This is a genomic window from Breznakibacter xylanolyticus (assembly GCF_003254275.1).
Classification (GTDB): Bacteria; Bacteroidota; Bacteroidia; order Bacteroidales; family Marinilabiliaceae; genus Breznakibacter; species Breznakibacter xylanolyticus.
On record NZ_QKZK01000002.1, the window covers coordinates 13,843 to 36,445 of the forward strand.

Annotated in this window: 18 protein-coding genes; 2 read left to right on the plus strand and 16 right to left on the minus strand. The window is 50.1% G+C overall.

Translation table 11 applies throughout. The features are described from left to right. Positions 1-54: 54 nt before the first annotated feature. The 8 genes from LX69_RS01265 to LX69_RS01305 form a co-directional block, all read right to left on the minus strand. The gene (locus LX69_RS01265; RefSeq protein ID WP_111444002.1) at positions 55-2,499 is read right to left on the minus strand and encodes a TonB-dependent receptor; all 2,445 of its coding nucleotides are present in this window, start codon (positions 2,497-2,499) and stop codon (positions 55-57) included. A gap of 168 nt (positions 2,500-2,667) precedes the next feature. Further along, positions 2,668-3,018 carry a hypothetical protein gene (locus LX69_RS01270; protein ID WP_146260599.1) on the minus strand — a complete coding sequence of 117 codons (351 nt, stop codon included), beginning with the start codon at positions 3,016-3,018 and terminating at the stop codon, positions 2,668-2,670. A 287-nt stretch (positions 3,019-3,305) separates the two neighbouring features. Then, on the minus strand, positions 3,306-3,938 hold the full coding sequence (locus LX69_RS01280) for an NAD(P)H-dependent oxidoreductase (protein WP_111444005.1): 633 nt from the start codon (positions 3,936-3,938) through the stop codon (positions 3,306-3,308). Between the two features lie 104 nt (positions 3,939-4,042). Then, positions 4,043-4,402 (minus strand): heavy-metal-associated domain-containing protein, encoded by a 360-nt coding sequence (locus tag LX69_RS01285; protein WP_111444006.1) that lies wholly within the window; start codon positions 4,400-4,402, stop codon positions 4,043-4,045. Between the two features lie 210 nt (positions 4,403-4,612). Next, positions 4,613-6,811, minus strand: a complete 2,199-nt coding sequence (locus LX69_RS01290) for a TonB-dependent receptor (protein WP_111444007.1) — start codon at positions 6,809-6,811, stop codon at positions 4,613-4,615. A gap of 86 nt (positions 6,812-6,897) precedes the next feature. Next, positions 6,898-7,377, minus strand: coding sequence for a hypothetical protein (locus tag LX69_RS01295; protein WP_111444008.1), 480 nt, complete (start codon positions 7,375-7,377; stop codon positions 6,898-6,900). A 318-nt stretch (positions 7,378-7,695) separates the two neighbouring features. Further along, entirely contained in the window at positions 7,696-8,865 is a 1,170-nt protein-coding gene (locus tag LX69_RS01300) for a MalY/PatB family protein (protein ID WP_111444009.1), read from the minus strand. A 442-nt stretch (positions 8,866-9,307) separates the two neighbouring features. Beyond that, positions 9,308-10,411 (minus strand): sensor histidine kinase, encoded by a 1,104-nt coding sequence (locus LX69_RS01305; RefSeq protein ID WP_111444010.1) that lies wholly within the window; start codon positions 10,409-10,411, stop codon positions 9,308-9,310. A 198-nt stretch (positions 10,412-10,609) separates the two neighbouring features. Between LX69_RS01305 and LX69_RS01310 the strand changes: the two genes are divergently transcribed. Continuing rightward, positions 10,610-11,557, plus strand: coding sequence for a TIGR01212 family radical SAM protein (locus LX69_RS01310; RefSeq protein ID WP_221621238.1), 948 nt, complete (start codon positions 10,610-10,612; stop codon positions 11,555-11,557). 102 nt (positions 11,558-11,659) lie between these two features. Further along, complete coding sequence (locus tag LX69_RS01315; RefSeq protein WP_170124184.1) at positions 11,660-12,907, plus strand: zinc-dependent peptidase; 1,248 nt, start codon at positions 11,660-11,662, stop codon at positions 12,905-12,907. Between the two features lie 5 nt (positions 12,908-12,912). Here LX69_RS01315 and tatC read toward each other — a convergent pair whose 3' ends face one another. The 8 genes from tatC to LX69_RS01355 all read right to left on the minus strand — a co-directional run bounded on the left by tatC (position 12,913) and on the right by LX69_RS01355 (position 22,573). After that, positions 12,913-13,710, minus strand: coding sequence for a twin-arginine translocase subunit TatC (tatC, locus tag LX69_RS01320; RefSeq protein ID WP_111444012.1), 798 nt, complete (start codon positions 13,708-13,710; stop codon positions 12,913-12,915). Then, complete coding sequence (locus LX69_RS01325) at positions 13,707-13,913, minus strand: Sec-independent protein translocase subunit TatA/TatB (RefSeq protein WP_111444013.1); 207 nt, start codon at positions 13,911-13,913, stop codon at positions 13,707-13,709. The genes tatC and LX69_RS01325 overlap by 4 nt, the downstream gene beginning before the upstream one ends. Then, positions 13,910-14,425 carry an ECF transporter S component gene (locus LX69_RS01330; protein WP_111444014.1) on the minus strand — a complete coding sequence of 172 codons (516 nt, stop codon included), beginning with the start codon at positions 14,423-14,425 and terminating at the stop codon, positions 13,910-13,912. The genes LX69_RS01325 and LX69_RS01330 overlap by 4 nt, the downstream gene beginning before the upstream one ends. Before the next feature lie 10 nt (positions 14,426-14,435). Beyond that, positions 14,436-16,715: a TonB-dependent receptor domain-containing protein gene (locus LX69_RS01335; RefSeq protein ID WP_245934910.1), complete on the minus strand. Its 2,280-nt coding sequence runs from the start codon at positions 16,713-16,715 to the stop codon at positions 14,436-14,438. Next, the gene (locus tag LX69_RS01340; RefSeq protein WP_111444015.1) at positions 16,712-18,097 is read right to left on the minus strand and encodes an aldo/keto reductase; all 1,386 of its coding nucleotides are present in this window, start codon (positions 18,095-18,097) and stop codon (positions 16,712-16,714) included. Before LX69_RS01340 ends, LX69_RS01335 begins: the two co-directional genes overlap by 4 nt. An 11-nt stretch (positions 18,098-18,108) precedes the next feature. Next, on the minus strand, positions 18,109-19,599 hold the full coding sequence (locus LX69_RS01345; RefSeq protein ID WP_111444016.1) for a 4Fe-4S binding protein: 1,491 nt from the start codon (positions 19,597-19,599) through the stop codon (positions 18,109-18,111). A 293-nt stretch (positions 19,600-19,892) separates the two neighbouring features. Next, positions 19,893-20,651 (minus strand): DUF4197 domain-containing protein, encoded by a 759-nt coding sequence (locus LX69_RS01350; RefSeq protein WP_111444017.1) that lies wholly within the window; start codon positions 20,649-20,651, stop codon positions 19,893-19,895. After that, on the minus strand, positions 20,648-22,573 hold the full coding sequence (locus LX69_RS01355) for a YgiQ family radical SAM protein (RefSeq protein ID WP_111444018.1): 1,926 nt from the start codon (positions 22,571-22,573) through the stop codon (positions 20,648-20,650). The genes LX69_RS01350 and LX69_RS01355 overlap by 4 nt, the downstream gene beginning before the upstream one ends. Positions 22,574-22,603 lie beyond the last annotated feature (30 nt).

Consider the following 22,603-nt stretch of genomic DNA (forward strand, 5'->3'; position numbering starts at 1 on the left):
GATGAAAACATATCTGAAATTCTTTCGCCATCTCATCATCTCTCTGATTGTCTATCACTTTCCTTGATTAACGAAACACATTGAGAGTTTATTATTGATTTCGAAAATTGGGATGCTCACATTGAGCACCACATTGCGCCCAGGCTCCGGAACATGAATCATTCGGTAAAAACTGATGTGATTAAAATACTGAACATCCAACAGGTTTTGCACCTGTAAAGACATCTTGAGGGAACGTTCTCCCCAAGTCAAATCTCCGCCTATACCCACATTCACCACCTGATAACCGGGCGTTTTCTCCTCAGGAGGCACCACTCTGTTTTGGGGCGCGGCCATTCGACACTCAATCGACACATAGGGATTGCGCACCACGCCATTAACCAGGGGAGCATACCTCAAACTCATCAGAAGTGAGGCTGGAGGCGAAAAAGGCAGGGTATACCCTTGTTTATCGCCAGACAGTTGCCGCGACACCACCACTTCGCCCATGGCACCAATGGTGAGACTCCGCACGGGTGTCCAATGCATGTGCCACTCACCTCCGTAGCGCAACACCCGACTCTGCTCGTAGGTAAACACTTGGTTGCCGTTGCCGTAAAGACGGTCGTGCGCAGCCTCCGGATTGAGGTATATGTAGTTTGAGAAATAAGCCACAAAAGGAGTGATCCCAATGGCCACATCGCGTCCACGCCACTCGGCAAGCCCGTCGGCCTGATAGGCCACCTCGGGCGACAAGCCGGCATTGCCCACTTCGTAACTAAAGTGATGATAATTCACCCCATTGGCTGCCAATTCCTTGGCAATGGGCATGCGAAAACTCTTACCCAGGTTCGCCTTCAGGCTCCACGATTCGTGATCGATGTGATACCCCATCGACCAGGTGAAACTCCCCATGGTTCGCCGGAGCTCCGGCGCTCGCGCCAGATACATCCAAACAGTGTCACTGCCGGTCACCACAGGACTCGGAAACCAATCAGCATAAGGCTCACTGCTGATGACTCCCGCATCAAAGCGCACACCTGCATGCAACCAATGGGCGCCATGTAGCTGATATCGGCCGTAAGCAAAAACCCCACCCATGGTCTGACGATAAGCAGGAATCAGAAAGTTGCGCCCGTCAATACGATTCACCTGATGCTCAGCACTCATGCCCATCGACAGTTTCAACCGCTCATACCCCACATAATGCGCCCGCACGTTGCCCGACACAATATGCTTATCAAAGGCACGTTCCAAATCAGATGCAAACCCCAGAGTATCGGGAAAAAGCGCTGGCATGTAACCGTGCTGGGTATAGGGACTCCACTCGTGCCGGACATTGCGCTGGTATCCCCCCTCACCCTCCAAGTGCCACAATGGAGTATGCCATTCGTTGCGGTTAATCAGTTTTAAGTGCCAAACCTGCTGTGATGGCTCCTGAATGTCGCGCCGACTGGCATCGTGCAACCGGGTATCGACCCTACGGGGTTCTAAACCGTGGGCGTTGGCGAAAAAGCCACTTTGGCTCGACACCACACTGGCATGCAATCGGCTGGAAAACTGCTGTCCCAACCACCCCAGCGTCAAATGCCCATTGGCTTCGCGCCCGGCGGTGTTGCGCAGATGGCCGTCATCAAGGGGGGCACGATATGAGTAGATGTCCACACTATCAGCAGGTACATGGTAATCGCCATAAGCAGTGAAGGTGCCACGCACGGAGAAGTAAGCTCGTTGGCCACGCCCCCGCACCAACAACGAATTCCCAACCAGCCGATTGTTGCTTTTACCAGTCACATCCCACACGCCGCCCAAAGAGCCAATCGCCGGCACGTCAGCCGTCGACAAATCGATGGTTCCCGCAATGGCATCGGAGCCATAAAGCAACGAAGCCGGCCCCTTGATGACCACGGCACGTTCTACTGCGTACTGATCGATTTCGAGGCCATGATCGGCGCCCCACTGCTGCCCCTCGTGACGGATGCCATTCTCCACCACCACCACGCGGTTGAACCCAAGCCCACGAATCATGGGCTTAGACTGTCCCGAACCAATGTCGAGGCTCCCCACCCCGGGAAGACGAGCGAGCGACTGCATCAGGCTACCACCCTGATATTGACGGATGAAATCGTCGCCCACCACCTCCACCGCGAGCGATTGCTCCTGCTGACGCCGACGGGCATAATCGTCGGTCACCACCACTTCTTCGAGCGTCTGTCGAAGAGGCTCAAGGCGGACATCCTTCACGACATCTCCGCTCACTTGCACTTCTGCAATATGGGTCCGATAGCCTAAAAATGCCACCTGCAAACGATACTCTCCCTCCTGAAGCTGCCGAAACCGGTATACTCCACTGGCGTCAGTGATGACTCCCACCCCATACGGCTCCATCCACACCGAAGCACCGGGCAAAAGGATGCCATTCTCATCGAGCACACGCCCCGAGAGTTGGTACACACGCTGCCCTGTCATCACCATCGAAATAAAGCACAAGGCAATGACCAGAACACGAAATAAGTTCATGACTGAATGATAACGCACAAATCAATACCTATTCAATCTCCCTTCATAATGAATGCGGAGTGAACAGACAGGATCGCACCATTAATAAAATTGATGACTCACACACATGGTTTGAACCAACCATGCACTCGAAACGAGAAAAAAGAACCTCATCGTTTGGCCACAAACTCAGGAAAAAGCCGGGGGTGCACGGGGACGAATACGTGAATCGACTTGCAAATCAACCCGCATGGGTACACCGCCCGGTTGGCATCGAATAAAGGCCTCTACAGATAAACGGAAAAAAGGTAATTCAGGCTCCCCGGAAATGGAAAAATGATATTCGCACACGGCACAATGCTCATTACCCCCATCATCGGCCACATAAAAAACACCGTCAAAAGGTGCAACCGAATGACAATGCAACACGCAACAAGCCTGCTGCGAATGGTGCTGCATCTGGTGAAACCACTGAAACACCATCGGGACAATAAATATCCCGGCCAACACGATGGCGATATGTTTTTTCAGTTGTCCCAAAATAAAAGGTAATAATGGATATAAAATGCAACAGTGTTGCAAATTTAAGACAAAAGAGGAATCAACAACGGGATTAACATTTTTTATGCCAACGAAAAGTGTGAACAGATACAAGAGTGCAAAAGTACAAGAGTACGGGGGGGCACTCATATTTCAATCGAAAATCCATCCATCATCGCAATTCAAGGGTTGAGTGTGTTTCAACCATTCACTCATTCGGCTCCTGCCACAACAAAAAACGCTCTCCAACCGATAAGGGATGAAGAGCGTTCACAAAAAGAGAAACATTAAACGATGGAAACAAAATCTTTCAACGCTTTGCGCACTTTGGGAAGATGCTGGTATTTATCGTCGGGATGGCGGGTACCCACAGTGACCATCACCACCGATGCCCAGCCTTTTTCTTCAAGACCAAGAATCTTATCAAAAGCACCAGTATCGAAACCTTCCATGGGGCAGGCGTCAATGCTCTCGATGGCACACACCGTGAGCACCACCCCCAACGAAATATAGGCCTGTCGGGCTGCCCAACTACGGCGGTCGGCCACGGTTTTGCTTTCGATGCCGCCCACCAGCATGTTTCGATAATCGGCCAAAGCATCTTTGCCAACACCACGCACCTCACTCACATGTTCCAGATAAGCATCGGCATCGGCGGCAGTTAGCTCACGGCGAACGGCAAAGACAATCACGTGCGAAGCATCGGTCACTTGCGGCTGATCCCAGGCAGCCTGCCGCAGCTGATGGCGAACGTCGTCGCGCTCAACCACAAAAAGTTTAAACGGCTGCAACCCCATGGACGTGGGAGCCAGATTGGCCGCCTCAAGAATGGTTTCCAACTCATGGGCACTCAGCTTTTTGCTGCTGTCGAATTTCTTGGTGGCATAGCGCCACTGTAGTTGTTTGATGGCATTGAGCATAGCATTTCAGTTTTTTGTTGTTATGATGATAGAAACAGATAAGGCCGAAAAATGTTTTGAACCCTCAAATATCTTCCGGCCTAACGTCTCATTACAACACAACGTCAGTGCCCATGCTCAGCATTGCCCTTGGCAGCTTCCATCAAGCTGTCGTAAGCATCTTTACTAATGGATGTCACTACATAGCCCTTCTTCTCGATAGCTTTCATCAGGGCTTCATTGGTGTTGCTTCCGGTTTTGTAGAGCACATAAATGGTATTACTCTTAAAGTCGCACTTGAGATCGCGCACCCCCTTCTCGAACTTTAGCAGCTCGGTGAGCTTGTTCTCGCACGAGTGGCAATCCATATTGCAACTCAAGTAAAGCGCCGTGTTTTTGGCTTGTTTTTCCTTTTGGGCATTCACAACCCCCGAAAACGCCATGGTTAACAACAGCACCACAGCCACTTGAATAATCTTTTTCATTTGATTTAAAATTAAACCCCAATATCCCCCGAAGAGCGACTTAAGCCCCCTAATCCCCAAAAGGGGGACGTTGGAGTGTTTCGTTAATAATTAATAGTCAATCAGTGTATTCCTATTCTTTCTATCCTTCACTTTTGCACTTTTTGTACTCCTGCACTCTTGTACTTCTTCACTCTTTCTCTGAGCGACTCTGCCAATTTGCTACTTTCTTCACTCCTTATTCAACGCAAACCTCACGCCCATGTAAAACATGCGTCCCATCACAGGCCCCCACACGCGAGTGGCATCAAAATAACTGTCAAAAGGACTGTCGAAGCCTGTCACCGGGTGTTTTTGGGTGAAGTCGGTAATGTTTTCGCATCCCACGTAGATGCTTCCGCCTCGGAAGAAATGCGTGGCCTGAGCATTCAACAAAGTGTAGGCATCATAACGCTCGGGGACGGCATAAACATCGGGCACGCCGGGAATTTGCGGGATGCGCCCCCCTCCCACAAGTTGCGTGTTGACGTCGAACATCCACTTTTTCAGTCGATCGGAATAATTAAGCGTCAACAACCCCTTGTAACGGCTATTGAGGGGCTTATCGACCAACTGACCATTGAGCGTCTGCTTCACATCGTTGAAGCGAATGGCAGCCGTTACGTCCAGGCGTGGCAGAGTTTCGAAACGCACATCCACCTGATAGCTATTTGCATACGAACGACCATCGAGACGGCTCACCAAAATTTGCGACGCACTGCTCTCCATGTCTGTCACCATCTGGTCGATAAAGTCGGTGCGGAAATATTCAACATTTATTTCCACCTCGCGGCTGCCCAGGTGAAGCGAATAAGCCGATGAGATGCCATAGTTCCAGGCGTTCTCGAAGATGCGGTCATCCACCACACGAAGTTCACGCCCCGAAGCCAGTAGATGGCCATTTTCGGCCCACACCGAGGGGTGACGATAGCCCTTACCGGCCGAACCTCGCAACACCCAATGTTCAATGGGACTGTAGCGCAAATGTACACGAGGCGTCACAAAAGCCCCGAAATGATTGTGGTGATCGGCGCGCATGCCGGCCATGGCCGTGAAGCGTTCCGATGGCTTAAAGGTGTACTCGGCATAAGCGCCGGGGATGTGCTGACGCGTGTTGAGTGCCAACAAATTCAGAGTTTCGTCCATGGCCACAAACGAGTAATTGAGACCCGCGCTGAGGTGATGACGGTCGCTGCCCCCCATGTTCGATGAGTACATCAGATTGGTGTATAGGTTAAGCTCATCGCCGTCGTAACGGTTCAGTCCATAGGCCGAACGCAAACGATGCCCCGTCACATTGGCAATAAGCGCCACCGACGTTTGGTTGGCATTGGCAAACACATGCCCTTTTTTGAGGAAAGCGTTCACCCGGTCGTTGTTCACATCTACCCGATAGGGGTTGGCCACACCCGAAATTTGCCCACCATTGCGCACCTCGCTCAGGTATTGCACACCCAGGCGGGTAATGGAGCCATTGTCGCCTTTGCGATCCCAGCGGTTCATCAGGTTCACCTGTTTCACCAGGGGTTCGTCCCTAAAACCATCGTGGTTGTGGTCGATGTCCTGCCCCAAGTAACGGCCATGCATCAATGCAGCCGTGGCCCAGCGGTCGTTCACGGGAGCCGAAACAAAGGCGTTGAACTCGTACTTTTGGTCGTCGGCCGCATAAGCATTCAGGAATAGCCATTCGGGATCCGAAGGCTTGCGGTACTCCACATTCACCTGGCCGGTCATCGACTCGTAGCCATTGACCACCGAAGCAGCTCCCTTCGACACCTGGATGGACTCCATCCACGGCCCTGGCACAAAAGCCAATCCATAGCCGGTGGCAATGCCGCGCAGATTGGGAATGTTTTCGGTTTGCAATTGCGAATAAACGCCGGCCAGACCCAGCATTTGAATCTGACGGGCGCCCGTCACGGCATCGGGATAAGCCACATCAACCGAGGGGTTGGTGACGAAACTCTCAGCCAAGTTGCAACATGCCGCTTTGCACAGTTCGGCACTGTTAATGTTAATGGTTTGAAAAGGGGTGAGCTTGCTGGCATACATCCCTTTGTTTTTTTGAGCCACCACCACTTCGTCCAGCTCAATGTCGCTTTGCAGCACCACATCGAGGAGTTTTCCGGGAGCGACCTCCACCGTGTCGTTGCGATAACCCACAAAGCTAAACACCAGCTGCTGACGGTCGTTGAGAGATGAAATGGCAAAATTGCCATTTTCGTTGGTGATGGTACCCACCGTGGTGTTAAGCCAATAAACGTTTACGCCAGGCAATGGCGTCATTTTGCCATTATCGTTGCCTCTGACGGTTCCCTTCACGGGTTTTTCGGATGCCAAAGACACTTGCACTGTCAGGCACGACAAGGCAAGCAATATCAAGTCTTTCATGATGAAAAATTCATTTGTCAAACATCGGTTTACGGGCTGTCACGGGTGCAACAGCCATTCAACACCTCAAAGAAGGTGCGAAAAACCTACGCGCGTGCAGGGATTTTGCGCTGACAAATGATATTGAGAAAATCACGCGGAGAGACCACCAAGCGGGGCGACTCCCCAAAGGAGACATTAAAATCTGTCAATGCCGACATCTCCGTCACAACCTTGAGATAAGGCAGCAAAGCGGGTAAAACCGGCAATATTTTATTGACAACAATGCTTGATGGCGCAACAGACTCCTGAAGCTCATCGAAAAACACCACGCGAGTATCCATACGATCGCAATGGTGCGAAGCAGTAAAACACACCGTTCCATGATGATCGGCATCAGAACTGTCGTGCTCATGCGTATTGCAACAATGGTTGTGATGATCGGCACACGTCAGGGGCTCAACCAACACCGACACACGTGTTTGCCCACTACAATCGCAATGTACCTGATACACGGGCAACCCCATGGTCAGAAGCAGCATCAGACTGCCCAACACGAGCGATATGTATTTTTGATGATACGGCATTGCACAACAATTGCTGCAAAAATAACAATTTTACCAGGCAAAAGGTTGATGACCATGCAATCATTTCGCGTTAAGAGGGTGTTAAGAAGAATGTGCTCAATCCGGTCAGGCCATTGAGAACTCACCCGGTTGAAAAACGGCCATCGCCTCCCTCAAGGACAAAAAAATGATTGGCCTCTTCAAAAAAAAGTCATCACCCGAGGGGAAACCCTGAAAACAATTCCTTTCGGCATGTCCCCCGGGGGACGGGTCGAAAAAATTTGCATTCGCACCGTGGCTGACTCTTTCATCGTCGATTCACCCTGCCGTTGTCGTCTTTCAACGCATCACAGCCGCAATCCGCTCCAATCCCTCCATCACCAGGGCACGGGGCGCTCCCACATTCAGTCGCATAAAGCCTTGCCCGTCGGGGCCAAACGACACCCCGTCGTTGAGACCCACTTTGGATTTTCGGATGATGAAATCCTTGAGATCCGCCTGCGGCAATCCCCATTGCTTAAAGTTGAGCCACAGTAAAAAGGTGGCCTGCGGCAGATGAAAGGTAACGCCATGCAGGTGGGCTTCAACGAAATCGCGTACGGCCATCACGTTACCCTCAAGGTAAGCGAGCAGTTCGGCCAACCAGGGTTCACCATGAGCATAGGCAGCCTGCAAAGCTATGCCGCTAAACACATGCCCTGTGTAAAGATGCAAGGCCGTGAGCGACTTGCGGAAAGTTGCCAACAGTTCAGGATTAGTGATGATGACATACGACGTCGAGAAACCTGCTATATTAAATGTTTTACTGGCGGCATTCAGGGTGACGGTGTGTTGAGCCACCTCATCGCTAAGCGATGCCAGGGGGATGTGACGATGGCCAAAGAGCATCAGGTCGCTGTGAATTTCGTCGGATACCATCAGCACATCGTATCGCAGGCAAAGAGCGGCCAATTGCTCCAACTCGGGGCGCGTCCATACACGTCCCACTGGATTGTGAGGGTGACAAAACAGGAAAAGTTTCACATCGGGATCCGAGAGTTGTTTCTCCAGCAAATTGAAGTCCATCACATAACCGTTCGCAGTCTCCAACAGGGGATTGGTCACCAGTTGGCGCCCATTTTCCTTCACCACCGAATAAAACGGGGGATATACAGGCGTTTGAATCAACACCTTGTCACCCGGGCGGGTGAAAGCCATCACAGCCATCACCATCGAAGACACCACGCCGGGAGCATACTCAATAGTGTCGAGGGGCACCCCCCAATTGTGTCGGCGCTGCATCCACCCGGCAATGGCTTGTTGAAACCACTCGCCACGCACCGTATAACCGTAAATGCCGTGCTGTGCCCGCCGGTTAATGGCCTCAAACACCTCAGGAGGCGCCGCAAAATCCATGTCGGCCACCCACAAGGGAAGCACATCGGCAGTGCCAAACACTTTTTCGCGCAGCTCAAGTTTGTAAGCATGGGTCCCCTCACGGGGAATGATGGTATCGAACGAATAGGACATATCATGGAGTTTTGTGTGAAACGAATTACAAAAGTAACAATTCTCAAGCCTCACCGTGTGACATTAATTCCCACCATCGCCCCATGAAAATTGGTAAAGAGCATGAGGACGGGACAAAGTAACTAAGTGCAAAAGTACAAGAGTGCGGAAGTACGGATTAAAAATTTCCCCGTAGGGGAAAAAGGTCGGTAGCAAATACGTTGATTCGCTCTTTTGCCCCAGATGGGGCAAAACAAAACGATAAACCATTCATTCTACCGAGCTTTCCGGCCTAACGGCAGGAGAATTTTAAAAAACGCTTCAAATATTACACTTCGGAACTTTTGTGATGCACCAAGAAGTTTTGATCATCCTTGAACCATTTTCAACGCTTCTTTCGCAACATGAACGAAAGGCTCCAAAGTTACCCTTCAGGAGATTTAGGGGGCTTAACCTACTGCCCTCAAGGAGCAACTTTAGGCAATGCAATGAAAAATGAAGTACCATGACCGGATTCACTCTCCGCCCAAATACGCCCGTGGCATTGGCGGATCAGCTCGTCGCACAACATCAACCCCAGTCCGGAACCCCGCTCACCATGGGTACCCTCTGTAGACACCCCCTGCCCGACTCGAAACAGTTGTGACACCATCTCAGGAGTCATGCCAATGCCTGTATCGGCAATGCGAATAATGGCATGCCGGACATCTGGCACAACATCCACCGTCACCCGACCATTGGAATGGGTAAACTTTAGAGCATTGGAAATGATGTTGCGCATTACGGTCTCCATCACGTTCTTATCGACGCATACGAACAATTGGTCTGGGAGCCGATTCTCGAGTTCAATACTTTTTTCACGGGCGATATATTGAAACAACAGAAAACAGTCATCTGTCATCTGTCGCATCTCCACATTTACAAAATGGAAATGGATGCGCCCTTGCTGCACAAGAGCCCATTTAAGCAAATTTTCAAGCAAATTGAACACCCGTGTCGACATGGCATGCAGTGCCACCATCAACTGACGTCGATCGGACTCATTCATCTCATGCTGAGAATTTAACAACAGGTCGAGATTATTGCTAATGGATCCTACCGGCCCGCGCAAATCGTGTGCAATGATAGAAAAAAACTTGTCCTTGGCCCGATTGGTCATGGCCAACTCATCGGACAACGAACGGTATAGGGCTTCGCTATGGCGGAGTTTCTCTTTCAGGGCTCGAAAGCGTGACACAATGCCCCCAACCACCATCAAGCTCACAAAGGCAATACGGATACGAGTTCCTGCAAAAATAAACACATAATCATCACCCATGCCCATGAGCATCAACACATGCAACCCGGTAAACGCAAACAACACCGCCATTCCCGCCCAAAATCCATAAAAATAAGCGGCCAACACCACCGGGATGCCATAATAAAGGTTGACGATGTAATCGATGCGATGGTGTAACAAGGCAAATATCAACAAAAAAACGCCGCACACCCCCATTAACAAATAGGGATGAAGCCGTGGGTTATCCCCCCACTCTCCCATCGACTTAAAAAACGTCACCAATGACATGCTTTAGAAATTGTAACATGAAATTTAGCATCAAAGCAAGCGCTTGTCAAAAAAAATAGAGGTACCAATTAAAGAACTACATCAAACACAGATTTCTAAAACCAGACAGAATCAAAGAATACCACACACCGTATAGGATCGAAGATCGGACATGTTCTACAAAAATGTGACTACCTTTGCCCCAAACCATTTGAACCAATGATGACATTTCCCTGGGGTCACGCCAAGCGTTACAACGACTACAGCAGCTACATCAAAAAAACATTCGGGCAACGCATCCAAAAAGTCTCTATCAACGCGGGATTCACCTGCCCCAACCGCGACGGCAGCAAAGGCACCGGGGGCTGTGATTTTTGTAACAACAGCACCTTCAACCCATCGTACTGCGGCCCGGAGCTCACCATTACCCAACAAATTGATAAGGGCATCTCGTTTTTTCGCGACAAATATAAAACCCAGTTTTACCTGGCCTATTTCCAGGCATATAGCAACACCTATGGTGAACTGAGCGATTTGCTCAATAAATATGGCGAAGCGCTGGCGCATCCACTGGTCAACGGCCTGGTTCTGGGCACGCGCCCCGACTGCGTGGACGACCGCCTGCTCGACGAACTCACCCAATGGCACCAACGCCATTACATCGCCATTGAACTGGGTGCCGAATCGACCCTCAACCGCACGCTCTCGGCCATTAACCGCGGCCACTCGTGGGAAGAGACCGTTGCGACCACCTGCCGCATTGCCCAACGGGGCATTCCCGTGGGACTACACATGATTCTGGGGCTGCCGGGCGAGGATGAGCAAACATTGTTGGCCCACGCCGATGTGATTTCACAACTGCCCATCAGCTATCTGAAACTGCACCAGCTGCAGATTGTGAAAGGCTCGCGCTTTGCCAAAGAATACGCCACCACGCCCGAAAAATTTGCATTGATGACTGCCGAAAAATACATCGAGCTCATTGTCGATTTCCTCGAGCGCCTCTCACCCCACATCATTGTGGAACGCTTTATCAGCCAGGCGCCCCACGACCTACTGATTGCCCCCAACTGGGGCTTGAAGAATTTTGAGTTCGTGCACAAAGTCGAGAAACGCCTCGAAGAACGCGAGACCTGGCAAGGACGACTGTACAACGAAAAAACCTAACCCCACACAACTAATACCCGCTCCCTTATGCAATGGATGATGTTAGCCCTGGCAGCTTTCTGCTTAATCATGCTTTTACATTATGTCTTCAAAATCCTCAAGATGATCATCGTCGGGGGAGGGAAAGGTCATTTCGAGGAACCCCGAATAAGTTCTCCATTGGCCGACACCCCTCAATGGCATGACCTGCTGGCCGCAAGAAACAGCTATTACCGCAACCTTACGCCTGAATTACAGGCTGAATTCCTCAAACGCACCCGCCTGCTGACAGGCCGTTTTCATTGGATAAGCGGAGATCATCACCCCATCACCCCCGACATGAAATTGCTGGTGAGTGCATCGGCCGTGCAGCTGCTCTTTGGCCGTCCCGATGCCGATTTGGGACATTACAATACCATTGTGCTTTATCAGGATGCGTACCAAAACCGGCTCACCCTCAACTATCATAAGGGCGAGGTCAACAAGCGCGAAATTGTGCTATCGTTCAAACATTTTGAGGAAGGCTACGCCAACGACACCGATAAGGTGAACCTCGGGTTGCACGAAATGACACATGCCTTGGATTTAGGGACTTTTTTGGGTCACGGCAAAAGCTACATCGGCCGACGGTTGTTGGACAATTTCATCAACAAGGCGTATCCCCATTTTACAGCGTTTCAAAATGGTGACACCACATTTTTGCGTTCATACGGAGCCACCAACTTCAGGGAATTTTTTGCGGTGGTCGTAGAGCATTTTTTCGAAGCGCCAGGTGAGTTCACGCAACAAATGCCCGAGCTGTATCGTGAACTGTGCCTTCTGCTCAACCAGGATCCGGCAGCCGGTATTTATCGAGGGATCTCGCCCACGCGATTCCCAAATTTAGACAACAACACCCCGCTTCCCTGGAGTGAATCCGCTCCCACACGCCACCTCACAGCCATTTCGCCCCACTCAAATGTCACAATCAAGGTGCTTGTCTCGGCTCTCATCTTTTTCATATACTGTGCCGCGCAAAACGGCCCACACAGCTTATACCTGAATCTGCCATTCATTGTTTTGCTTGGAGGCATCCTTTGGCCAACACTCGTGGGAGCCAAACAATATCTGGCCATCACCGACACCCATTTCGTGGTGCTATCATTCCGAAAAAAACAAAAACAGGCCATTCACCTCAAAAACATCGTGATGATGGACTTCGAGCGGGGGCTCACCCATCAAAGCATCTATGTGTGCTGGTTTCAACAACACCAAATCCAAGAATCGGTTTTCAAATTCAATTTATCAGAAGATGCTTCCCACAAACTGCGACAACACCTGAATAGTTGCGGCGTAACAGTAATGGTGGACGGCAAATACGAATCAAGATAAGTCCATCATGCACGGTTCGACAGCGCCACAATCCAGATGCTCACCTCGTACAATAAGTAAATGGGAATGGCTACCAACAGCAAGGTAAACACATCGGACGTAGGGGTGATGATGGCCGCCACAAACAGCAGAATCACGATGGCGTGACGGCGATAATTGCGCAGAAAGGCAGCCGAAAGAAACCCCATCTTGGCAAAAAGCCAGCTCAACACCGGCATTTCAAACAAGATGCCCATCATCAAATTGAGCATCATCATGGTGCCGATGTACGACTCCAGCACAATGTGATTTTCGACCTCGACGCTTACCTGATAGGTGGCCAAAAAACGAAATGTGAGCGGAAAAATAACGAAGTAACTCATGGCCACCCCCAACATGAACATCACGTAACCGCTCAAAATAAACCGAAGGGCATAGCGTCGTTCACGCACGTACAAGGCAGGGGACACAAAACGGAACACCTCATAAAGTATGTAGGGAAACGTCAACAAAAAACCGGCAAGCAGCGCCATTTTTATGTGGGTGACAAATTGCTGGGTCAACTGCGTGCTAATTAGGCGCACGTCAAATGGCGCCATCTCCATGCCCGAAACCCCAAGCCACTGCCCTGCGGCAGCCAACCATCTAAACATCATTAAATCACTCTGCTTGGGCGCCAATATCACGGCAAAAAGCTGCTCTTTATACACAAAAGCAACCACGCCAAACACCACCATGGCCACCACCACGCGCACCAATACCGCGCGCAGGGCATCCAGATGTTCCCAAAACGTCATCCTTTCGGCAGATCCCGATTCACTCATGAACGTGTGGTGGGTTGATCTTTCACATCGCTTTTCAACTCCGACTCAATGCCGTTCATCCCCTCCTTAAAACTACGCACCCCTTTGCCCAGGCCGCGCATTAACTCGGGTATCTTTTTACCGCCAAACAACAACAGTACAATCAGCAGTATGAAAAAAATCTCCTGCATCCCTAACCCGCCAATAAACAAAAGTGTCGTCATGATTTACCAATTAAATATTTTACAAAAAGAAAACCGCCCACCATCTGTATCAATAAACCGGGAATGCCCAGCCTGAAATCCTGCAAAGCCACATAAAAATCGCCTACCATCCACCACTCCGCCAATGTTCCCACCACCTGGTACGACAACACCACCAGCATCATGATAAAAATAGAAACCCGCTTGAAATAAGTGGCCGCATAACCAGCCGCCAACGCCAACAGAGTTGATTTCACCAAAATAATTGGCAACACCGCCGCAACAGGCATGCCAAACAAGGCCGAGTTAATCAATGGCGATGCGATGGCCGTGAGGAGCCCGACCTTCCATCCGTACTTGTAAGCGCCCACCAGCGTGAAAAAATAAATGGGCAAGAATATCATTCCCCCCTTAGGGATGCTATGAAAAAGCTGGGGCACCAGCACATTACCCAACACAAAGGCTGCGGCCACCCAATAGGTCTTTGCCTGCGAATAGCTCAACGTATTGAGCTGAATTGCGATTGATTGCATCGTAGTTATTTTAAAAGTTAAATATCACACCCCCCATGCCCGTCATGCCCGGCATGGGAAAGCCCGAATTGATTTCATAAATTTCATCCAACAGGTTTTCGAGCTTTAAATATAGCTCAATATGCCGGGTGGGTAAATAGCTGCCACGAAGATTCCAAAGCGTAAAGGCCTCTTTCACCACTGGATCCATGGAAGTATGCAAACCCGACACATGCTGCACTCCGGTAGATGCCCGCCATTGACGCGACACGTAATCGATGCCCGCGAACATCTTTTGCCCTGGAGCTGCCAACACCGGATTACCCATGCGCAGCAGACTGTAGTTACCCGACAAACTCAAACTTCTCGACACCCGATAAGCTGCCGTCAACTCGGCACCTCGATTGCTCACAGTCCCAACGTTCACATTTTGCGGACGTCCCTCCTGCATCAGGGTTTGAATCATGTTGTCGCCTTCGGTTATAAAAAAGTTCACACCATACGATAGTCGTCCCTGCCACAATCGTTGCGACCACGAAAGTTCATAATTCCAAATCGTTTCTGTGCGCAAGTGGGCATTCTGAGGCGGAAACATAAACAACTCCCGAATGGTAGGGTTTCGAAATCCCTTTGCAGCCACCAGCTTCAACTCTCCGTTGGGCAACAGGTAAAACGAAGTCCCTGCCTGTGGCACCCATTGGTCGCCCACATGCGAATGATGGTCGTACCGGATGCCGGCATGAAGGGTCATCACCTCGCCAATGTTTTGTCTCCACTGCGCATAACCGGCCGTTTCATGATCGATGCGATCCACCAGAAGGGTCTCAGCACCGCTAAAAAAAACGTTGCGTGCTGTGCCGCCAAACTGCATGTAATCCACCCCGACCGTCAACCCGCTGTTACCCCAAAGCAAAATCGTCTCATACAAAGAAACACCTGCCATTCGGTCGGTCGAGCGAAACAAATAATCCTTGGGCTGTACGCCCTGTACGTATCCGTCATCAATTTGATGACGCCCCCAGTTATAAAACAGCTTCACCGCCCCCGAAGCGTGCTCGTAACAGTTCTCGACCGACGCCGATGCCATGCCGCGAGTAATGCGCGAATCGTTATCAAACAAAGGATGCTGAAGGGTTCCCGGGTTTGAAGCATTAAAATGAGTGAGGTTCACATCCACAAAAGCCATCCAGACTTTCGAAAAATCGTATGCCAACTTACCATATCCGCCATATTGCTCAAACGCCATGCGGTCGCGATGCCCGTCGGTGCGATTGTACGAAGCAGACACCAAGGCCGTGAGCCGGTTCTTACGATAGCTGCCTCCTGCTTCCGTGAGGTTCGTGTTAAAAGTACCAGTTCCCGCGCGCCCATAGCCGGTCATCCCCTTGCGATCGTTGTGCCTGGTGATGATGTTGATGACGCCCCCCATGGCGTTGGAACCATACAGCAGCGATGCCGGCCCCCGAACCACCTCCACCCGCCCGGCCATCATCGACTGATAGGCATCGGCAATGGGATGCCCCATCAAACCCATGTATTGGGGATGGCCATCGATGAGCACCAGCATGCCAGTGGTGGGACTGCCACCAATGCCACGCATGCTCATGCCCCCGGCCGCCCCTGTTGACACGCCATACCCCGTGATACCCCGGGCGGTGGAAAAAAATCCAGGCACCTGCTCGGTCAATACCGGTAAAAGCGATGGTTCTTGACGGGCATCTATTTGCGCACGACTCACCACCGACACACTCATGGGCAGATGACGCACATCCAGCTCACTCCGCGTCCCGGTCACTACCACTTCGGGGATCGACAGGGTGTCGGTCAACGATTTTTGGCCAAACAACGATGCACCCAGCATGGACATCATCCCCAAAACAACAACCCTGGAAAGCCCCCGTATGCGAGCCACAAAGGCATTGACCAAAGGGATGATTTCCGAAACGGTTTCAGATGTATAGCAGCTTTTTTCCAAGGGACACCAATCGGTTTGGTCCCGGTTAATGATATGCGGCACCAACCGCCCATAAGCGGCTTCAACACCGGCTTTGGCAAATAAATCCATGGCCGGTTCGCTCATCACATCGGCATGTACCCGTGACACACCGCCCTGTATCATCAGCGCCGCAGCCCCTTTGCCAATGACCTTATCGGCCACCATGGCATTCATTAAAAAATCGGGCTCGTGATGCAGTAAATCATACAGATCGGCCACGCCTCGTTGCGTAAAGGTGCGCACCGTTGCTCCCTGCGCTATCACGCACGAATAATTTCCCTGATGCAATAATTCAATCAACGAAGTCATGCTCATAAAGTCTCCCGTTTGAGCTGTTCCACATAATCATCGATGCGTCGCAACTCTTGGGGTATTTTGATGGACTGAGGGCAATGTGGCACACATTGGTTGCAGGCGATGCAATGACTGGCTTGACGAAGCTTGGGAACACTCCGGTCGTAACCCACCAAAAATGCCCGGCGTGCCTGACGATAATTCTCGTCCTGCGAACTGGCGGGGACATTGTGTTCACTCAAACACTTGTTGTAATGCAAAAACACCGAAGGGATATCAATACCATAAGGGCAAGGCATGCAATACTGACAGGCCGTGCAGGGGATCAACGAATACTCCATCATTAGTCGAGCGGTGTCGTACAATAGTTCAAACTCCTGCTCATTCAACGGCTCCAATGGAGCGTAACTAAGTATGTTGTCCTGCAAATGCTCCAAATAGGTCATCCCGCTGAGCACAGTGAGCACTTTGGGAAATGACCCTGCGTAACGAAAAGCCCACGAAGCAACGCTTTCGTTGGGACGCTGTTGCTTGAGTCGAGCCGCCAAATATTGTGGCAACTTAGCCAAACGGCCACCCAAAAGCGGTTCCATGATAATGGCCGGGATGTTGCGCTTATCCAATTCACCATACAAATAAAGAGCATTGGTATTGTTGCCGGTGGCATGCTCCCAATCGATATAGTTCAACTGAATTTGCACAAAATCCCACTTCACCGTATCGTGCAACGAAAGCAAATAATCGAACACCTTAATATCACCATGGTACGAAAAACCAAGGTTTCGAATGCGGCCGGCCTTGCGCTCCTCTATCAAATAATCGAGGATGCCATTGTCGAGGTAACGACCTTTTAATGCATCCATGCCCCCCAAACCAATGGCATGCAAGAGCATGTAATCGAGATAATCAACCTGCAATTCATTCAACGACTTATGATACATGGCAATGGATGCCTCCCGACTCCAGATCTGGGGACCAAAATTCGACAGCTTGGTGGCTATCAAATATTTATCGCGAGGATGCCGACTCAGTGCGATGCCGGTCGCTTTCTCCGACCATCCCTGCACGTAAACGGGCGAAGTATCGAAGTAATTCACCCCGTGGGCGATGGCATAATCCACCAAATCGTTCACAGCAGCCTGATCAATCACGTTGCCATCGGGAGCGGGCGTAGCCAACAATGGCCAGCGCATGCAACCATAACCCAGCAGCGACACTTTGTCGCCCGTGGCCGATGATGTGCGATAAGTCATGCTGTCGGTGGGAACCTCCGCTGTCGTTTTCCGCCCCCCTGTGGGCGCTATCCGGTCACAACCTGTAAAAGCCGCCGCAGCAGCTGCCGTGCCGCCGCCCAATAATTTCAGGAAATCACGACGGACAATTTTATTCTTATTATCTGACATATTCGGTTCAATTAAACGATTCGGTGCATGCAATGTCCTTCTACATAAATGGCGCTGAAAGGCCTTGCCGGGCAAAGGTTTTCACAAGCGCCGCAACCAATGCAACGCTCAGTGTCCACCACGGGAGTTTTGGGCGAATCGGCCACCCCGGCCTCACGAGCGACCATCTGAATGGCTCCCACCGGGCAATGACGGGCGCAATTATCACAAAAAACACCATCGGCGAGCACCACACAATTTTTCTCTATCCAAACGGCATGGCCAATTTGCGTGGCCGACTTTTGAGCCGTGTCAATCCGCTCAATGGCTCCCGAAGGACACACATCAGAGCATCGCGTGCACTCAGGGCGACAATACCCTCGCTCAAACGACATCTCGGGTTGCATCAACCGCAGCAAGTCGGTAGATGGGCGCAACACCTGATTGGGACATTGCGTCACACACAACTGGCATCCCACACATTTTTGCGAAAAATTTCGGATGCTTTGAGCCCCGGGCGGCACAATGTGCATTTGGCGGGGCGGTACTTGCTTGTCCTCGATCACCGCCAAGCCTCCATCCATTTTCATCTCCTGAGCCTTGATTGTGGCCGTGGCTATAAGAGCAGCTGAAACGGTTAACATACCCCGCCGCCCCATATCCACCTGGCTTTCCGAAGCATCTTCAACAGGCTTTTTCTTGATGGGCAAACCATAACGCATGGCGTTTTTGTTGCAGACATCGATGCAATTGAAACATGTGACACAGCGACTATAATCAATGACCTTGTTTTTGGAATCAATGCACGAAGCCTTACAATCGCGGGCACACAACCCACAACTGTTGCATGTTTCAGTATTAAAGCGATGTTTAAACAGCGAAAAACGCGATACAACACCCAATACAGTTCCCACCGGGCAAATCGTATTGCAATAGGTGCGGCCGTTACGCCAGGCCAAATAACCAATGAGCAGAGCTGACACAACAGCCACCAATAAAGTCCCCAATCCGGTCAACCAAACATCCACATGATAAAAAAGATAACTATCGGTACGTTCGGCCATATAGGCCAAAAAATTATTGCTCCACAAATAAATGGGCGACAACAATTGGGCTGCCATTCGCCCAAAAATTCCATACGGGTCAAGCAACGCCATCACCGACCCCAAACCGGCCGCAATGGCCGCCACAAACAATGCCAACACACTGTATCGCCACCATTTTTTTTCGGGCGAATAGCTCTGACGGCGCTTTATAACCCGCCGTGAAATGCGCGACACCACATCCTGAAAAATGCCCAACGGGCACACCACCGAACAATAAATGCGCCCCAACAGCAACGTCACCAATATCAATGCCGCCACCACGACCACATTCACGGCCAACAAGGCCGGCAGAAACTGGATTTTTGCCATCCACCCAAAATAAGTGTGAATGGTGCCCGAAAAATCGAGAAATAACAAGGTCAATGCGCCTCCCAACACAACGGCCAACGCCGTTCTGGTTAATCTTAGTACTCCCATAATCGGTAGTTTTATTGCTATCATCAAGATTCAAACATCATGACTGAAAAAAAGTAAATGGTCAGAATGACATCTCTCCGACTCATTTTTTAACAAAGCCAAAATACATCAATTGAATGAACAAAACGGAGCGTTAAATGTTATCGCCGAGTTAAAAAAGAACAGCAAAACAGACAACTCGTCCAGCAAACACCCTTACCCCATCATCGAATAAAAAAAAATCGCACCTGCCCAAAAGCAAAAAATCCCCCTGCCACGCATGACAGAGGGATTCATTAAGATTAACAGAAAGTTCATTTATCAAGCGAACCAAATACTTTTTGAAGGATGTCGTTGACACGTGCCAAAGGATCTTCTCGAATTTTTTCTTCCTCAACTGATATTTTCAGGTACATCCCATCAAGCGCTTTTTGGGTGAGATAAGCTCCCAAGTCGGTGCTTACAGGATTATATTTCGTAGTCAATGGCAATACATTATTAATATTTACAAAAGAATTCCAAGCCGATGTCAACTGGCTCCAGGTATTGGCCACTGTGATACCACTCCCCAACAAATCTTTACCCAGTGAAGCATTGATTTTTGGCGCATAAAGATCAACCAATTGACTATTGGTGGTATTTTTCAGATAAGTGGTTGCCGCGTGGTTATCGCCGTTCAGGATGGTCCATCCATCGGCAATAGACATACTGGTAATGGACTCTACAAATATGGGGCCGGCCTCTTTGGCAGCATCCTCAGCAGCCCGGTTAATTCCCAAAATCACATTGTTCAACAGTAATTCACCGCCGGGAATCTTGCCAATATTTTCCACAATCACGCTGGCCTCATCAGGCAACAATATTTTATATAGATCATTGCCATAATAACCATCTTGCACGCCTAAATACGACACCGCCGAATTGGTGCCCACTTCCAATGCCGATTTCAATCCCGAAACCACCTGAGCTTCGGTAAGCGAATCGCCCGATTCGCCGAGTATATCCGACAATTCATCGCATGATGAAAACAGGAATGCAGAAGAGAACAGCAAAGGGAAAATTAATTTCTTCATCGTCGTTTATTTTTTAAAAATGGTGTACGTTCATTTTTTGCAGATGGTTTGGTTCTAATCAAATTTTGTTCCGCTTTTCCACTTTTTTGAAATAATTTCTGTATCAAGTCAGAACGCTTCAAGGCACGGAGGCGCGATTCAATTTTTTGCCGGTACTCGGGCTTATACCAAAAGAAATACATGCGTTGCTGCAGTTTCTCGTCCTTGCTATGCGCTGTAAACACCGGCTCCAGCGTGTAGGGATGATAACCCGAATAATATATCTCGGTAGACACGGTCATGGGCGTGGGCGTGAAATCCTGCACCTGCTCGAGCTGAAAATTGAGTTCATGCGCCTCGGTCGCCAGCTGTGCCATGTCCTCCTCGCGACTGCCCGGATGACTCGAAATAAAGTAAGGCACCAACTGCTGTTTCAGACCCTGCTCACGGTTAATGTCATCAAAAATCTTACTGAACTTTTTAAAGAGGCTGAACGAGGGTTTTCGCATCATCTTAAGCACCTGGTCGGATGTGTGCTCGGGCGCTACTTTCAAACGACCGGAAACATGATAGGCAATCAACTCCTTCATGTAACGCTGATGGCTGGTCTTTTCAGCCTCACCGGCCATTGGATTAAGCAGCATATCATAACGCACGCCACTGCCAATGAACGATTTCTTGATGCCGGGCAACTTATCCACACTCCTATAAATATCAATCAATGGCGTGTGGTCGGTATTGAGGTTTTTGCAAATATTGGGATGAATGCACGATGGCCGGGTGCAACGCTCGCACAATTTCAGATCGATGCCCTGCATTTGATACATATTGGCACTGGGGCCACCCAAATCGGAGAGATAGCCCTTAAAATCGGGCATCTGCATCACCTGCTCCACCTCGCGCAACACCGATTCTTTAGAACGCGAAGCGATGAACTTACCCTGATGCGCCGAGATGGTACAGAAACTACACCCACCAAAACAACCACGATGAATGTTGACAGAAAATTTGATCATCTCGAAAGCCGGAATAGCCCCCTTATCTTTGTAACGAGGATGGGGCAAACGCGTGTAAGGCAAATCGAACGAAGCATCCAATTCATTGCTGGTCATGGGTGGGAATGGCGGGTTGATGACTATGCGCTTGTCGCCCACATTTTGAATCAACCGTGCAGCATGCCAACGGTTGCTTTGCTCTTCGATGTGCCGAAAATTGGATGCATATACCTTTTTGTCGGCCAAACAAGCCTCGTGCGAAGCCAGTTCAAGGTCGCTCCAATGCTTATTCTTAGGCAATTCATCGTGTAACGGTTGCGTAATGGCCGTTTGCGCCACTGTGGTGAGCGATGAAAAAGGAACACCTTTCTCGAGCAATTGCACAATTTCCTTCAAGGGTTGCTCCCCCATGCCATACACCAACATATCGGCACCCGATGACGCCAAAATGCCGGGCATCAATTCATCTTTCCAATAATCATAATGGGTCAAACGCCGCAACGATGCCTCAATTCCACCGATAAGCACCGGCACATCCGGAAATAATTTTTTAAGAATCTGGGTGTAAACGGTAGTGGCATAATCGGGACGAAACCCGGCTTTTCCTCCTGGTGTGTATGCGTCATCGCTGCGCAAACGACGATTGGCTGTGTAATGATTCACCATCGAATCCATGGCGCCAGCCGACACCCCGAAAAAAAGGCGCGGAACACAAAACTTCTTAAAATCACGAAGGTCGTCACGCCAGTTCGGTTGCGGCACAATGGCCACCTTCAATCCCATGTTTTGCAAAAGCCGCCCAATGACGGCTGCCCCAAAGGAAGGATGATCCACATAGGCATCGCCCGAAAACAAAATTACATCGGGTTGTTCCCATCCCAACAAACGAGCCTCCTTGGGCGTTGTAGGTAACCAATCGGTCAATTGATATGCTGACAAATCTCTCATTATTAATCGTTCACACAAAGCAGATACCGA

What these genes read in the sequence shown, in the direction of transcription:
- LX69_RS01265 (WP_111444002.1), bottom strand. Translation starts at nt 2,499, where the DNA reads ATGAACTTATTTCGTGTTCTGGTCATTGCCTTGTGCTTTATTTCGATG.
- LX69_RS01280 (WP_111444005.1), bottom strand. Translation starts at nt 3,938, where the DNA reads ATGCTCAATGCCATCAAACAACTACAGTGGCGCTATGCCACCAAGAAA.
- LX69_RS01285 (WP_111444006.1), bottom strand. Translation starts at nt 4,402, where the DNA reads ATGAAAAAGATTATTCAAGTGGCTGTGGTGCTGTTGTTAACCATGGCG.
- LX69_RS01290 (WP_111444007.1), bottom strand. Translation starts at nt 6,811, where the DNA reads ATGAAAGACTTGATATTGCTTGCCTTGTCGTGCCTGACAGTGCAAGTG.
- LX69_RS01295 (WP_111444008.1), bottom strand. Translation starts at nt 7,377, where the DNA reads ATGCCGTATCATCAAAAATACATATCGCTCGTGTTGGGCAGTCTGATG.
- LX69_RS01300 (WP_111444009.1), bottom strand. Translation starts at nt 8,865, where the DNA reads ATGTCCTATTCGTTCGATACCATCATTCCCCGTGAGGGGACCCATGCT.
- LX69_RS01305 (WP_111444010.1), bottom strand. Translation starts at nt 10,411, where the DNA reads ATGTCATTGGTGACGTTTTTTAAGTCGATGGGAGAGTGGGGGGATAAC.
- LX69_RS01310 (WP_221621238.1), top strand. Translation starts at nt 10,610, where the DNA reads ATGATGACATTTCCCTGGGGTCACGCCAAGCGTTACAACGACTACAGC.
- LX69_RS01315 (WP_170124184.1), top strand. Translation starts at nt 11,660, where the DNA reads ATGATCATCGTCGGGGGAGGGAAAGGTCATTTCGAGGAACCCCGAATA.
- tatC (WP_111444012.1), bottom strand. Translation starts at nt 13,710, where the DNA reads ATGAGTGAATCGGGATCTGCCGAAAGGATGACGTTTTGGGAACATCTG.
- LX69_RS01325 (WP_111444013.1), bottom strand. Translation starts at nt 13,913, where the DNA reads ATGACGACACTTTTGTTTATTGGCGGGTTAGGGATGCAGGAGATTTTT.
- LX69_RS01330 (WP_111444014.1), bottom strand. Translation starts at nt 14,425, where the DNA reads ATGCAATCAATCGCAATTCAGCTCAATACGTTGAGCTATTCGCAGGCA.
- LX69_RS01335 (WP_245934910.1), bottom strand. Translation starts at nt 16,715, where the DNA reads ATGAGCATGACTTCGTTGATTGAATTATTGCATCAGGGAAATTATTCG.
- LX69_RS01340 (WP_111444015.1), bottom strand. Translation starts at nt 18,097, where the DNA reads ATGTCAGATAATAAGAATAAAATTGTCCGTCGTGATTTCCTGAAATTA.
- LX69_RS01345 (WP_111444016.1), bottom strand. Translation starts at nt 19,599, where the DNA reads ATGGGAGTACTAAGATTAACCAGAACGGCGTTGGCCGTTGTGTTGGGA.
- LX69_RS01350 (WP_111444017.1), bottom strand. Translation starts at nt 20,651, where the DNA reads ATGAAGAAATTAATTTTCCCTTTGCTGTTCTCTTCTGCATTCCTGTTT.
- LX69_RS01355 (WP_111444018.1), bottom strand. Translation starts at nt 22,573, where the DNA reads ATGAGAGATTTGTCAGCATATCAATTGACCGATTGGTTACCTACAACG.